The organism is Myxococcales bacterium (assembly GCA_016706225.1).
GTDB lineage: Bacteria > Myxococcota_A > Polyangia > Polyangiales > Polyangiaceae > JADJKB01.
In genome coordinates this window covers 764969-778959 of the sequence record JADJKB010000005.1, presented here as the reverse complement: position 1 = coordinate 778959, position 13991 = coordinate 764969, and the positions used below count along the sequence as shown (strand labels likewise).

9 protein-coding genes are annotated in these 13991 nt (G+C 68.2%); 2 read left to right on the top strand and 7 right to left on the bottom strand.

Annotation, left to right across the window (positions count from 1 at the left end):
• Positions 1-310: 310 nt before the first annotated feature.
• The 4 genes from IPI67_11165 to IPI67_11150 all read right to left on the bottom strand — a co-directional run bounded on the left by IPI67_11165 (position 311) and on the right by IPI67_11150 (position 7751).
• Complete coding sequence (locus IPI67_11165) at positions 311-1078, bottom strand: hypothetical protein (GenBank protein ID MBK7580755.1); 768 nt, start codon at positions 1076-1078, stop codon at positions 311-313.
• A 467-nt stretch (positions 1079-1545) separates the two neighbouring features.
• Positions 1546-2079 (bottom strand): hypothetical protein, encoded by a 534-nt coding sequence (locus IPI67_11160; GenBank protein ID MBK7580754.1) that lies wholly within the window; start codon positions 2077-2079, stop codon positions 1546-1548.
• A gap of 12 nt (positions 2080-2091) precedes the next feature.
• Positions 2092-3888, bottom strand: coding sequence for a hypothetical protein (locus tag IPI67_11155; protein ID MBK7580753.1), 1797 nt, complete (start codon positions 3886-3888; stop codon positions 2092-2094).
• Entirely contained in the window at positions 3888-7751 is a 3864-nt protein-coding gene (locus IPI67_11150; protein ID MBK7580752.1) for an N-acetylmuramoyl-L-alanine amidase, read from the bottom strand. Before IPI67_11150 ends, IPI67_11155 begins: the two co-directional genes overlap by 1 nt.
• A 232-nt stretch (positions 7752-7983) precedes the next feature.
• Here IPI67_11150 and IPI67_11145 point away from each other — a divergent pair, with 232 nt between their 5' ends.
• Positions 7984-9486 (top strand): protein kinase, encoded by a 1503-nt coding sequence (locus IPI67_11145; GenBank protein ID MBK7580751.1) that lies wholly within the window; start codon positions 7984-7986, stop codon positions 9484-9486.
• On the opposite strand, the gene IPI67_11140 is transcribed toward IPI67_11145, so the two are convergent.
• Positions 9487-10434: a hypothetical protein gene (locus IPI67_11140; GenBank protein MBK7580750.1), complete on the bottom strand. Its 948-nt coding sequence runs from the start codon at positions 10432-10434 to the stop codon at positions 9487-9489.
• Positions 10431-11750: a sigma 54-interacting transcriptional regulator gene (locus IPI67_11135; protein MBK7580749.1), complete on the bottom strand. Its 1320-nt coding sequence runs from the start codon at positions 11748-11750 to the stop codon at positions 10431-10433. Before IPI67_11135 ends, IPI67_11140 begins: the two co-directional genes overlap by 4 nt.
• Positions 11751-11838: 88 nt before the next feature.
• Between IPI67_11135 and IPI67_11130 the strand changes: the two genes are divergently transcribed.
• Positions 11839-12672 (top strand): hypothetical protein, encoded by an 834-nt coding sequence (locus IPI67_11130; GenBank protein MBK7580748.1) that lies wholly within the window; start codon positions 11839-11841, stop codon positions 12670-12672.
• On the opposite strand, the gene IPI67_11125 is transcribed toward IPI67_11130, so the two are convergent.
• Entirely contained in the window at positions 12655-13806 is a 1152-nt protein-coding gene (locus tag IPI67_11125) for a hypothetical protein (protein MBK7580747.1), read from the bottom strand. The genes IPI67_11130 and IPI67_11125 overlap by 18 nt on opposite strands.
• Between the last annotated feature and the right edge of the window lie 185 nt (positions 13807-13991).

Genomic DNA, 13991 nt, shown 5'->3' with positions numbered 1-13991 from the left:
GCGAACGGTCGCAGCGGCGCGGGCAGTCTCGACAAAGTGGTGCCCCGCCAGCAGATCCGGGGCAACGTCCGCGCGCGCCCCTGCGGCAAAGGTGACGGCAACGAGCAGCGCGCGCAAGCGTAGGCGCATTGGCATGCGCCAGCCTATCGGCGACCGGGAAGAAGCGCGAGGGGCAGCTCTGCCTCTCGGTTTTCAGTGGAGGCTCAAGCGTCAACCGGCGTTGGACCCGTGCACTCGGCAATCCACGGACCACGTCGCCGCATGAAGTGCCGCCCGAACCGCTCGGGCTCGAGGCCGTGAGTCGCGCCGCTCACAGCAGAAAGGCCAGCTCGCCGAGCGACCTCAGCGCGGAGGCGCCCGCTGCCAAGAGCACGGTGAAGGCGAGCCACGTCGGCCACGGCCACAACGAAGCGCCGAGAGCCTCGTCGAAGGCGCGCCACTTCCAGCGCTCGGCGCGCGCTCGTGTGTCCGCCGTCCAGGCGATCAGCACGCCGTGCGCGTGACACAGCGGCGCTCGGCAGAAGGGGCAGTCGAGGATCGCCGCCGGAGCGCTCGACGAGACGCTGCCCCCGCAGCTGGGACATCGCCCGCCACGGGCGCGTCGCGCCACCTCCGCCTCTACTTCGGTGAGCCGGCGGCGCACACGTGCCTCGATCCGGCGTGGCATGAACAGGACCAGCGCAGCGGCGCCGCCAGCGAGCAAGCCAAGGACCCCGGAGAATAGCACCATCCCATGACAGATGCCGACCCAGAGCGGTTCGAGCAAGTCCCCGACGTACGTCACTGCGATCGCCGCCAAGAGCGCGGGAGTCGCGACGATCGCGCCGGCGATGAGCGCCCCGGTTCGAGAGCGCGCGTGAGCCTCCAGGTGGATCGCTGCGACGAGCGCCGCAGTCGCTTCCCGCTCGAGCTCGGCCGCGCTGGCGGCGGCATTCCGGGCGGCTCGCTCGCTCTCTTCCACGTAGCGGCGGTGTCCGCAGAATGGACACACCACCCCCACTTCGCTGCCGTCGACCCCGATCTCACCGCCGCATCCCTGACAGCGTTCGACCCGCAGCATGGCGTGTGCGTTGGTCATTCCGCAGTCAGCTCAGCGTTCACTCCGACGCGGCGCCGCCGGACACGACATCGGCGCGGTCGGTTCTGCGGCTTCCCGGCGCGTCGACGGCATCTCGACCCCTGCTAGACACCGGTGGAGCGTAGCACGGAGCGCGAGGTTCTCACGCTGTGCCGGTCGAGCTTCCCGCGCGTCAGGGGCAAACGTCCGCGGAGTGAATGACGAAGGCGCCAATGTAAGCGTTGGGCGCGTGGTCGCTCCGCTTCACCTCACCGGCTCTCGCAGGCGCCAAGCTCACTGCGTTCCGCGTGAGCATCAACTGAAGCCGCCGGCGGGTGAGCGGCGACGCAGCGGCGGCGGGAGCGGTCGCCTTCAGCCTCACCCGCAGCGCGTTCAGCGCTCGAGTCTCGCTGGTGGGAGAGTCCGGGCGCGGCGCGGGGCGAGGGGCGAGCGCGAGGGCGTCGCAGCGACGTCCTCGCGACACTGCCTCACTTCGGTGCGCAGTGGTAGCCCGGCACACAGAAGGGTCCGTCGACGTTGTCGCAGATCTCGCCGGGGCCCTGGATGTTGTCGTCGTAGTAACAGCTGACGACGGGCTTGGTGTCGGGATCGCCCTGACCACCGATGTCGCACGCGCCACCTGCGGCGCAGGCTTCGTTGGTGAGGGGGTTGCACTCCGGCTTGGTCAACGTCCAGCAGCTCTCGGGAAAGCTGGGGGCACCGGCCTCGGGGTTCACGCTTCCGCCCTCGGCGCTGCCGGCGCAAACACCGAGGGTGCCGGCCTTGGCATCGAACGCTTCGCACTTCAGTCCGTCCCCACAATCCGTATCGGCACAGCACAGCGCGCGACACACCCCCGGCTCGGGCGCATACGCCTCCGGCAGACCGCCGTCGCCCGCCGTCGCGCCGGTGCCACCGCTGCCGCCACCGCCACCGCTTGCACCGGGCGGGCCGCCCCCGCTGTCGCTGCCGCACGCAGCAACCAAGAGTGACGTCGCCAACACGAACTTGGACAAGTGCATCGTGTGTCTCCTTCAACCAGTGTATTCGTTTTGACTCTTGCGACCACGCCGACGAAGGACTGCGACGAGCCCGAGGCAGAGGCCCAGAAGCCCCAGCGAACCGCGGGCGCCAGCGCCGGCGGTCGAAACGGCGCAGGTCTCGTCGAGCGGAATGACGCCACCCTCCGCGTCACCATCGAAGCCGTCATCGGTGAAGTCGGCGTCGTCCTCCACCGGAGCGTCATCCTCGTCGCCCGCCTCCCCCTCATCGGGGGTGACGCCGTTGTCGAGCTCCTCGTCCTCGGGTTCCTCGGTCGGGGCCGCGCCCGACTCGCTTCCGCTCGGCGTACCTCCCGCGCCCGACTCGCTTCCGCTCGGCGTGCCTCCCGCGCCGGGCTCCGTCGTCGGGGCGCCACCACCGGGCTCGGAAGGATTACTCGCGCCGCCCGCACCGGGGCTCGAACCAGGCTCCGACGAACCGCTCGGGCAAGGGGTGAAGCTGTGATCCAGATAATTGCCGGGACCGCAGAAGGACTGCGCGATGGATTGACACGCCGAACCCGTGTCGATGCTCGCGGCGAGCGCGTGACTCTTGCCATTGGTGCACCAGGCGCGGCAGCCGCACTCTTTCTTCTGCTGCTCACAAGCCACGACCTTGACGCGCAGCTCGACCTTGGGACCGAAGCCGTGAGACTTCTTGCCCCAGTATTTGCTGTAGTCGCGCAAGCGCCAGCGCGAGCTGTAGACACCCGGCTTCTTCGGCGCGACAGCGCCCATGCCACCCTCGATGAAGCGGGTCTTGCGGCAGCCGTCCTTCGTGAGGCAGTTTTTTGCCTTGTGATCGCCACGCACCTCGGAGTTGGCGTTCTTCGCCAGACTGAAGCGCTTGCGACCGGTGAGCGCGTCGCTCTTGCCGTTGGCGGTGACCAGAAAAACGTCCGAGCCCATGGGTTTGCCGCGATGCAAGACGTCGCGCCAGGTCGCACTGCCGGTGTTCTTGAATGAATACGTCATCGCGAACGGCTGCCCGGCGCAGACGATGTAGTCCGCGTGTTTGCCGCGTTCACGCTTGGCGCTGCTCCACTTCTTGGTCAGCTTGGCGCGCAGCGTCTTTTCATCGGTCACACACGGACCCGAGGCCTGACTCACGGTGATGTCCTGCCCGTAGTAAAAGCGCAGGATCTCGAGGTGATTGAAGTCGCGCTGGTTCTCGAGACAGCGAGCGCCCCACTGGCTCATACAGCCACGGTTCTGGCCGAAGCCCGGCGGGCCTTGGTAGCCCAGCGAGGTCTGGTCGATGTGTTTGCCCGTCTTGCCCCAGTTGTACGTCACGTAGTGACTGGTGGAGCCGCCGAAGTCCTTGCAACCCGGGGCCGACGCGCCCGAGTCACCCGCGACGTAGAACGCATAGGTGAGGGTGCCGCCGCTCGACAGATACATGCCGGCGGTCTCCTTGGCGGCGCGCTTCGCTCGCTCCGAAGGCGCTGCGCCGCAGCCGTAGACCTGACAGCCTTGGCTGTCGCAGATGCTTCCCTTGGTGAGCATGGAGTAGTACGCAACCGAACGAGCGGCGATGGCCTGCGCCTTGAGTGCCTCCAAGCTCGCGCCGCCATTTTCGCAGGTGATGACGTGTGGGATGTAGTCCGTCTCCATCTGCTTGCTGCCGCGTCCGTCCACCGGGATGGTGCAGAAGGCCTTCTTCGGGGCGCTGAGCTCTTCGCGTCGTTGCCCGAGATCCTCGTCGGCGACCTCAGCCGTGCAGGCAACGCTCGAGAGAGAAGACAGCGCGGCCGCGGCGAGCGCCAGCGCGGCAAATCGATGGCCGCTCATCACTGCCCTGCTTTCCGAGCGCACCGCCGGCGGGAAACACCGAGCGCGAGGCCCACGAGACCGAGCGCGAGGTAGGGCGCTTCGGGAGCCCGGCCCGTCGCAGCAACCGAGCAGCCCCCGGCGTCGGAGCCGGGCTCCGGCATCGCGCCGTCGTCGCCCTCGAAGCCGTCGTCGCTGAAGTCAGCGTCGTCCTCGACGGGCAACACGTCGGGATCGTCCTCGCTGTCGTCGACGTCGTAGCCGTTGTCCTCGGCCTCGCCGCCCTCCGCGCTGTCGCCGCCGGCGCCCGCCGCGCCGGTGTCGGAGCCGGCCACGCCGCCGCTCGCGCCGCCGGAGCTGGGTTCCGAGCTCGAGCCCCCGGCACCGCCCGCACCGCCCGCGTTTTCGTCCGCGGGGTCGGACCCTGGCTGCCCGCCGCCGACTGCGGTGGAGCACGCCTTGAAGCCGTGGGCGAGGTACTTCGCCGGCTTGCAGAAGCTCTCCGCGACGACTTTGCACTCAGCCGCGCTGTCTATGCTCGCCGCCAGATGGTGATCCTTGCCGTCGCTGCACCACACGTGGCAACCGCACTTGCCCTTGGGTTGATCGCAGCTCACGACCTTCAGGCTGAGATCCAGCTTGGGGCCGAAACCCTTGGAGTTCTTCCCCCACGCCTTGCTGTAGTCGCGGAGGCGCCAGCGTGAGTGGTAGACGCCGGGTTTGTTGGGCGCCTTGGCGTGCATGCCGCCGGCAACAAAGGTCGTCTTGCGGCAACCGTTCTCGTCGCTGCAGTTCTTCGCCTTGCGGTCGCCGTGAACATGTTGGTTCAGGTTGTTCTGCAAGCTGAAGCGCTTGTGGCCGGTCAGCGCGTCCTGCTTGCCGCTGGTCGTGACCAGGAACACGTCGCTGCCGACCTTCTTCCCGCGCCCGTCGATGTCGTGCCAGACGGCGCTGCCGACGTTCTTCAGGGTGAACGACAGCTTCAGGTCATCGCCCGCGCAGGCGACGTAGTCGGCAGATTTACCGCGGTAGCGGCGCGCGCTGCTCCATTTCCGAACGGACTTGGCCTTGAGGGTCTCCAGCTTGCCGCCGGTCTCGACGAGTTTCATGTACTGACTCCAGTTCCAACCGGAGCCCGGATCGGTGTGGTCGCTGCAGTCTGGGGTCTCGCTGTGGCCGAGGATGTGCTTGCGATCCTTCGGGATGCCGTACTTGTCGCAGAGCCACGCCGTGAGCCGCGCGCTCGACCGGTACAGGTCCTCGGTGTACCACTTGCTCGGTGCGCTCACGAAACCCTCGTGCTCGATGCCGATCGAGTTGGTGTTGAAACAGCCGTCGTGCCAGGCGATGTCACGGTCATCCACCATCTGCGTCACGGCGCCGTCGTGGGAGCGCACCACGTAGTGAGAGCTCACCTTCGCAGCCGGATTCTTGAACCAGCCGATGGTGCCCGCGTACGAACCCTGGGTCGTGTGAATCACGACGTATCGGATGTCGGACTTGCCGCGGCTCGCGTTGGTGTAGTTACCAGAAGCCGCAGGGCTCCACTTGCCGCCCGGGTAGCCGAGCTCCTGTTGCACGCTGCCGACGCCGTTCTGTGCTCGCGCGTTCTCGAGCTCCGCTTCGCTCCCGCTGACGGAGACGGCGTGTCCGTCGTCGTCGCTGCCTTCCCAACCGACGGACAGCAAACGCAACACACCGGACGACACGTCGTCCCCACCCCACGCCGTCAACACCGACGCCCACTCGCGGTCCGTGGTTGGTGAGAGCCCCTGACGCTTTGCTTCGGCGGCGAGCCAGAGTGCGGCGGCGCGCACGTTGGTCCGCGGATCCGTCGCCACGTCGCTCGGGTCGAGCTTCGCCGCGCGGGCGACCTCGTCGAGAGTTCGTAGCCCGCCCGTGCCGATGGCCATCAAGCCGTGCTCCCGCGGCGCGCCGTGAGCCTCGGACTCCGCCGCACCCAGGTTCATGCTGAGGCGCGCCTGGAGCCAGGACATCGTTGCCAGCATTTCCGCCGGCACACGGGTCTCGGACTCGGCATCCCGGAACATCTGCACCAGCGGTGAGTCACCGGTGATCTGGGCCCGCCGGGCGGGGCTCGGGGTGTCGGCGCCGCAGCCCGAGAGCGGCAACGACAGGAGAGCGAGGAGCGCGAGCAGTCCGAGAGCGACGCGGCCGGCGCCGCGAGCCCTGTCACGCGAGCGACGTCGGCGAACAGAGAGCCCCGCGCCGATCACGGCCAGGAATCCGAGACTGAGCGGTGCTCCGCTGCTCGGGCCGGACAGCGAGCACCCGGACGTTTCTCCCACAACCGTCTCGGTCTCGTCGTAGCCGGGGTAGTCGTCGTCCTCGAAGTCCGCGTCATCCGCCTCTTCGGTGCCCACGCCATCGTCGAGGTCGTCGCTCGAATCCAGACCGTTGTCGTCGTCCTCGTCGCCTTCGTCGCCCGCGCTGCTCTCGGCAGCGGGCTCATCGTCCGCCGGACTCGCCGCGGGACTCTCGACCGCGGGCTCCTCGCTCGCGGACGGCTCGGTGCCCGCCGCAGGGTCTTCGCTCGCGCTCGGCGCCGACGGATCCGTGGCCGAAGCTCCACCCTTCCCTCCACCGCCACCGGTGCCGGCGGTTGAGCACGCCTGGAAGCTGTGATCCAGGTAGCCCGCCGGCTTGCAGAAGGTCTGAGCGACGGACTTGCACATCGCCGCGCTGCTGATGTTGGCCGGCAGTTTCTGGCTCTTGCCGTCGGTGCACCAGACTCGGCAACCGCACTCCTTCTTGGGTTGGTCGCAGCTCACCACCTGAAACGCGAGCTGGGCCTTCGGACCGAACCCTTTCGAGTGTTTGCCCCAAGCTTTGCTGTAGTCGCGCAACCGCCAACGCGACCGGTAGATGCCTGGCTTCTTCGGCGCCATGGCCTCGATCGCACCCTTGATGAAGGTCGTGCGCCGGCAACCATCCTTGGTGCTGCAGTCCTTCGCCTTACGGTCACCGTGCACGTGGGCGTTCTTGTTGAGCTTGACCGAGAAGCGCTTCTTGCCGGTCAGTTTGTCCGTCTTGCCGTTGGCCGTGACCAGGAACACGTCGCTGCCGACCTTCCGACCGCGGCCGTCCACGTCGTGCCAAGTGGCAGTGCCTTTGTTCTTGAAGGTGAAGCTGAACTTGAACCTGTCACCCGCGCACACGGTGTAGTTGGCTTTCTTGCCGCGATGGCGCTTGGCGCTGCTCCAACGCTTCGTGAGCTTTGCCTTGACGGTGCCACCGTTGCACGGACCGATACCGGGGTCGTCGCCCCACCACTCCCAGTGCCAGATTTCGCTGGGAACCGTGCGCTTGAACCCGTACTTGGCGCCGTGCTTCGAGAGCCAGCTGTAGACGCCGCCCGCGCTCGTATTCAGATCGAGCGCGTGACCACTCTGGTGATTGCTGTAGCCCGGTGTGGCCGCGAGATTGCAGCTGTTGCAGCTGCAGTTCTTGTAACAGGAGTACAGGTACTGCTGCTCCGACATGCTGCGAAATCCGCTGACGATGCGGATCTGAACGCCGTCCTTGGCTGCCGCCTGGGCCATGCGTAGATAGGCGTTGGCGGTCTTCCATTCGACCCTGTTGCTGTCGACGCTGACGACCTTGATGTCGAAGGCATGCCCCGAGCTGTAGCCCGTGGCGCCGGACATCTTGCAGGAGTGGGAGGACAGCTCCTCCTGCGCCACGCCGACGTCCTCCTCGAGCCCCGCCGGCTCCGAGGAGAGCGTCTGCGGCTCGAGCTCGCAGGCCTCGTGCTCGCCATCACCGAGCGGCATCGCACAGCCGGCGAGCGCGGCGACCACGACCAGGCAGAGGCCGAGGAGCACGCGGATGGGCGCGGCGAGTCGAGTGGCGAGACGGAACATGACGGTGAACCTCCGGCAGGTGAGCTTGCAGGTGCCGTTCCAACAAAAAGCCCCGAGAAAAGCGCCGACATCGCCCCGAACCCCCGTTGTCGGCGCTGACACCCCGGGGAGCGCAGAACCGGCAGTTTTCCCGCTGTTCTTGCCAGCTCGGGTGTCTGACAGGTGTCTGACACCCGAGCCGGGTTTGGGGCAGGAGTGCTAGGCTGGCTCGGGTGTTGTTGGAGCTTCGAGCGTGAGTAGCTCGGCGCCGCTGCCCGCTGCCACCGCCCGGCCGGAACGCGTCGGGCGCTACCTGCTGTTCGAGTCCATCGCTCAGGGCGGCATGGCCCAGGTACACCTGGCCCGGATGGTGGGTCCGGTGGGCTTCTCGCGCATCGTCGCCATCAAGCGCCTGCACCCGCACCTCGCGCTCGAAGCGGAGTTCGTATCGATGTTCCTCGACGAGGCGCGGCTGGCGGCCCGGGTGAGGCACCCCAACGTGGTGCCGATCCTCGATGTCGTCTCGTTGCCCACGGAGCTCTTCATCGTGCTCGACTACGTGGCCGGCGAGTCGCTCTCGTCACTCTGGCGCGCCGGGCGGCAATCCGAGGCCCGCATTCCGGCTGACGTCGTGTGCGCGATCCTGGTCGGGGCACTGACCGGGTTGCACGCGGCGCACGAGGCCAAGAGCGAGACCGGAGGGCCGCTCTCGATCGTGCACCGTGACGTCTCTCCGCAGAACGTCATGGTGGGTGAGGACGGCCTCGCGCGCGTGCTCGATTTCGGAATCGCGCACGCGGCGGAGCGCCTGGCCACGACCCGGATCGGGGAGGTCAAGGGCAAGCCGAGCTACATGTCACCGGAGCAGCTCAGCGGTGCGAACGTCGATCGCCGCACGGACGTCTACTCCGCGGGCGTGGTGGCGTGGGAGCTGTTGACGGGGCAGCGGCTGTTCCTGGGCGAGGGCGACGCTCAGATCTTCGAGCTGGTGAAGAACGGCGCAAAACAGTCGGTCCGCATGCTGGTGCCCGAGGTGCCGGCGGAGCTGGACGCGGTCGTGATGAAGGCCATCGCGGGCGACCCAGCGCTGCGTTTCCAGACGGCGCGGGACTTCGCGCTGGCGCTCGAGCATGCGCTGACCCCAGCCTCGCAACGAGCAGTCGCCGACTGGGTGCAGCGGGTGGCGGGCAAGGCGCTCGCGGAGCGCGCCGAGCGGGTGGCACGCATCGAGGCGGGTGAGCAAGCACTCGCCGAGCCACAACCGGCGCCCGTGGCTGGTGTGAGCGAGGCCACCGCGGCTGCGACCGAGCACAACGACGCCCGGTCGAGCACGTCGCTCGTGACCAGTGACATGACGGTGATGCGGCCATCCACCGAGGAAGCTCCGAAGCGGGACCGCTTGTGGTTGGCGCTGACCGGGTCGCTGCTCGGCGCCGTGCTGTTTTGCGCCATCGTGCTCGTCGTTCTGGCGGCCCGCGCCCGAAGCGACGCGCCCGCCGGGCCGAGCAGCTCGAGCCTACCCGCCGCCGCGGGCGGCGGATTCGCGGTCGCTGCGCCCTCGCTCACGCCGCCGTTCGCGCCGCCCGTGCCCGCGGAATCGGCATCGGTCGCTGGTTCCGCTTCGACGGCACCGCCGACCCAAAGCTCGCCCAAACCGAGCGCAAAGGGCCCCGCGGGACTCAAAGGCAAGAGCGCCTGTGAGCCGCCCTTCACCTACCGCGGTCGTGTGAAGGTGCCGAAGCCGGAGTGTTTCTGATCACGTTCCCTTGGGCAGCGCGTTGCGACAGCACACGGTCACCAATCCGGAGGTCGCGACGCTGCCCGAGCTGGTCGCCTCGCCGCTGGCTTCACATTTGCCAACCGTCTTTCCGTCGCTGACGACTTGACCGTGAGTGAGCCCGGCGAAGTCCTTGCAGTTGAGGAAATTCTGGCCGGAGACTCCGCAGCTGGCCTGGCACGCTGGATCCTGGCAAAGGCTCACGGTGGTGTCCGGGCACTCTTGCGGACTGCAGGCACACGCCGACGAGTCGCAGGAGCGCTGATCGTCGAACTCTGTCGCAAAGAGGTACTTGTGAGAATAGCTGTCGGGGCAGGACACCGCCGCACCGGGCTTGGCAATGATGCAGGCGGTGGCTTCGAAGGGCGGACCGGGAGCGGCGGTGCAGGTCGTGCGCTCGTCGCAGCCGCTGTCTCCGGGCAGCGGGTCGAGACACACGAGCACCGACACGGTGAAAGCCGGAGGGCGGAGCGTTGCATGCACGGGGCAGGCCTTGCCGGCGGCCGGGAGCACCGCCGCGGACGAGTCTCCGCTCGTGCCGAGCGCGGTGCAGGCGCCGAGCGCGATGCTCTGAACGGGAGACCCTTTGCAGCCCTTGCCGGCGAAGATCGCCAAACTGCACGCAGCTCCCGCAGCCGGGCTGTCGCACGCGCACTCGCAGCCGTCATCCTCCACCCCCTGGCCCATGGCAACACCGGCGACGGTGCCGCTCGGGCACACGTCCTCGGTCTTCGCCGGCACGCGCAGGCGTGCGTAGTCGAAGCCCGTCGGCGCGTTCGGCGCGCACTGACAGCGATTGGCAGCGCAGCTCGAGCAAACGGCGAGCGTCGGCGCCGCGTAGTCATCGAGGGAAAACACGAGCGTGCACGCCGCGAGTGTGCTGGAAACCCCAAGTGCGAGGAGAACGCGGAGACGGCGGTGGGTCATCGTTTGCGATGGGCGTTGACGTCGATGCCCAGGCGTTTGAGCTCCTGATACAACCACGGGCGGCTGCAGCCGAGATCGCGCGCCACCTGCGCGACGTTGCCGGCCCTGAGCGAGAGCGCCGTCTCGACCCGTGTGCGAAAGACGGCCTCCTCGTCCAGCGCGGCAGGGGGCGCGCTCCGCTGCCCTCCGCCGCGGGCAATCTCCGGCGGCAGGTGCCCCACCAGGATCTGCTCCGCCCGGTCCGCAGCAGCGCGCGCTGCTGCCGTGAACACGGCGGAGCGAAGCTCGCGCACGTTGCCAGGCCAGCGCCAGAGGACCAGCCGCGCCATCGCCTCCACCGAGAATCCAGGGGAGTCGGGCGGTCGGAAATGTGCCGCGAGCAAGGGCACATCCTCGACCCGCTCCCTGAGTGGGGGCAGCGTGACGCGCCACATCGAGATGCGGTGCAGCAGGTCGCTGCGAAAGCGGCCACTTTGCGCGAGAGCATCGAGGTCGGCATTCGTGGCCGACACGACTCGAACATCCACGGTGCCCACGCGATCGTCGCCGACACTCCGGATCTCACCCGTCTCGATCGCTCTCAGGAGTTTGGCCTGCGCGGTCAGCGGCAGGTCGGCGATCTCATCCAGGAACAACGTGCCCCCGTCCGCCGAACGGAACAGGCCTGTGCGCGCCTGGTGTGAGCCAGAGAACGCACCGCGAGCGTGGCCGAAGAGCTCCGACTCCACGAGCTCGCTGGGAATGGCGCTGGAGTTCACGGGAACGAAGGGGCCGGTTCGCCCGCTTGCCGCATGCACCGCCTCGGCGACGCGCTCCTTGCCGGTGCCGGTCTCGCCGAGCACGAGCACCGGATGCGCGAACGGGCCGACCGTCCCGACCAGGCGCTTCACCTCTGCGATGCGCGCGCTGCCCACGAGCGGAGGCAGCGTGGACTGTGGGTTCTTGCGGAAGAGCTCCACGTCCTCCACGACCGTGAGCAAGGTCTTCCCGCAGCGGATGCACGAGCCCACCCGTGCGAACGCCCCGGCCTCACCGACCCGCTCTTCGTCGACATAGGTCCCGTTGCGACTGCCGAGATCGCTGACGTGGACACCCCCGGCTGCCGGCGCGAGCTCGGCGTGCTCCCGCGAAACCTGCGAGTCTTCCAGCTGAAGGGCAACCTGCGGATCACGACCCAGGCGGCACCGCGACGTGACGGCGAGGGAGCGAGGCGAAGCGAGCTCGCGCTCCTCGCAGAACAGGATCACGACACCGGTGATGGGCCTCGAGCCTGCGAGCTCTCCAGGTCCCTGGCGGGTTTCGGTGACGTCGGCCATTCCCAGCCGACTCTACCGCGGTCGGCGCGGCACAGCCAAAGCAGCAGCGGGTTGCGGCCTCGCGGCGGGCGGAGAATAACGGGGCCGGATGGGCGCGAGGCTCGCAACGTTTCTGCTCTCGATCGCCGCCGCAGTTGTGTGGGCGCCCGCGGCACGCGCCGCGGACAAGGCGGGGTGCCTCCGGGCGTACGAGGCGGCACAGCAGGACAAGAACTCGGGAAAGCTGCGCACATCGCGCAAGGAGCTTCTGGTCTGTGTCGAGCCGGAGTGTCCTGCGCTCCTGCGTGCCGATTGTTCGTCCTGGCTGGCCGAGGTCGAACGCGGCATGCCGACCGTGGTCGTGAGCGTCAGCTCCGGCGGCAAGGAGCTCTCGGATGTCCGGGTGCTGGTCGACGACGAGGTCCTGGCAACTTCGCTGAACGGCGCGGCCCTGGAGGTGGACCCCGGCCAGCGTGTGTTCCGCGTCGAAGCGCCGGGACGGCCGCCGGTTACGCAGACGCTCACGATCCGTCAGGGCGAGAAGAACCGCCGCGTCGAGCTCGAGCTCTCGGCTGAAGCCGGCGCCCCCACCCAAGCCTCCAGCCCTGCCGTCATCAGCTACGTGCTCGCGGGTGTCGGCGCCGTCGGGTTGCTCAGCTTCTCTTACTTCGGGGTCAAGGGCCTGAGTGGACGAAGTGATCTGAAGGCCTGCAAGGGGGAGTGCGCTCCGGACGACGTCGACGCAGTTCGAGCCGACTTCACCCGGGCCGACGTGTCCCTTGCGATTGCAGCGCTGGCCTTTGGCGGAGCCGCGTACTTCTACTTCACGGAGCGGAGTGACGAGCCGAGAGAGGGCGCGCCCGCGAGCCGGCGTCCCGGTGCCCGGCTGGGGATCTGGCCCCACCCGAACGGCGTGCGCACGGCGCTAGAGTTTGCTTTTTGAGCGGCGCTTGCGCAGCAGAAGCGCTCCGGCCGCGGTGAGGCACACCAGCGCGAGCGGCGCCGAAGGGCGTGGAGACAGCGCGCAGCCCGAGTCGTCCGCCGAAACGACGCCTGGCTCGAATTCTTCCGCCACGCCATCGAAGCCGTCGGGCTCGTAGTCCGGATCGTCCGGGACGTCATCCCCGACCCCGGGGTCGTCTCCATCGGCCCACCACTCGACCGAGCCGGAGCCGCCCGAGCCGCCTGTGCCCCCAGAACCACCCACACCGACGACGTCGTCGGAGTCCGTGATCCAGTACCCGGGGCCGTCCGGAGGTTCGTCGGCATTCACCGCGCCGGAGCTCCCGCCGCTACCCGCTCCGCCGTCCAAAGGCGCGACGCACGGCACGAACTGATGCTGGGTCGCAGCAGCGGGCCAGCAGGCGTAGTCCGCGCTGTTCTTGCACTGGTAGTCGTCACCCTCGTTGAGCCAGAGCACACTCTTGGTCCCATCGGAGCAGGTGACGTTGCACGCGCACTCACCCGCCTCGGGGCACCATTGCACGCGGACGCGGAGCTCGACCTTCGGCCCGAAGCCACGAGGCTTGTCCCATGCACGGCTGTAGTCCCGCAAGCGCCAGCGTGACTTGTACACACCAGGTTTGGCCGGAGCCGTCGCGCTGATGCCGTCGTGAACCGAGCGCGTCCTACGACAGCCTCGGTCGACCGTGCACTCCCGCGCTTTGCGGTCACCGCGCACCCAGTCGTTGCTGTTCCAACGCAGGCTGAAGCGGTTCTTGCCGGCCAGCGTGTCCTTCTTCCCGTTCGCGGTCTCGAGGAAGACGTCGCTACCGGGTTCCTTTCCCCGACCGGGTTCGTCACGCCAGATGGCGTCGCCTTTGTTGCGAAAGGCCAGCGTGTATTTGAACGGCTCACCCAGACAAGCGCGGTAGTGCGCGAGCCCACTGCGATCTTTGGGGAGATCGCTCCAGAGCTTCACCCAGCTGCTGGCCACGAGCTTGGTGCCGCTCGCGCGCAGCTCGACCGCGCCGAGGTCCTCTCCGCCCTCGTGGTTCCCGGGCGTCGAGCACGCAGCCAGGCAGAGGACCAGCGCGAGCAGGCCAGCGCGGGGACGAAGCAACGGTCCGAGATCCATGGGGAGTGCCGACGCCCCGAAGCAGGAGGCGTTCCAACACGAGGATACCACGGGTTTGCTGCACGAACCTTGCCGGAGGCCTGACGGATCAGCGAGCGCTACGAGCACGAGCCGCAGCTCGCATACGGCGAAGACGCGTCAACGCGCAGTGTCAGCGACATGTTCTGACACTCGCACACTGACCA

Coding starts and splice junctions, on each gene's coding strand:
- IPI67_11165 (MBK7580755.1), bottom strand. CDS start 1,078: ATGACCAACGCACACGCCATGCTGCGGGTCGAACGCTGTCAGGGATGC.
- IPI67_11140 (MBK7580750.1), bottom strand. CDS start 10,434: ATGACCCACCGCCGTCTCCGCGTTCTCCTCGCACTTGGGGTTTCCAGC.
- IPI67_11160 (MBK7580754.1), bottom strand. CDS start 2,079: ATGCACTTGTCCAAGTTCGTGTTGGCGACGTCACTCTTGGTTGCTGCG.
- IPI67_11125 (MBK7580747.1), bottom strand. CDS start 13,806: ATGGATCTCGGACCGTTGCTTCGTCCCCGCGCTGGCCTGCTCGCGCTG.
- IPI67_11150 (MBK7580752.1), bottom strand. CDS start 7,751: ATGTTCCGTCTCGCCACTCGACTCGCCGCGCCCATCCGCGTGCTCCTC.
- IPI67_11130 (MBK7580748.1), top strand. CDS start 11,839: ATGGGCGCGAGGCTCGCAACGTTTCTGCTCTCGATCGCCGCCGCAGTT.
- IPI67_11135 (MBK7580749.1), bottom strand. CDS start 11,750: ATGGCCGACGTCACCGAAACCCGCCAGGGACCTGGAGAGCTCGCAGGC.
- IPI67_11155 (MBK7580753.1), bottom strand. CDS start 3,888: ATGAGCGGCCATCGATTTGCCGCGCTGGCGCTCGCCGCGGCCGCGCTG.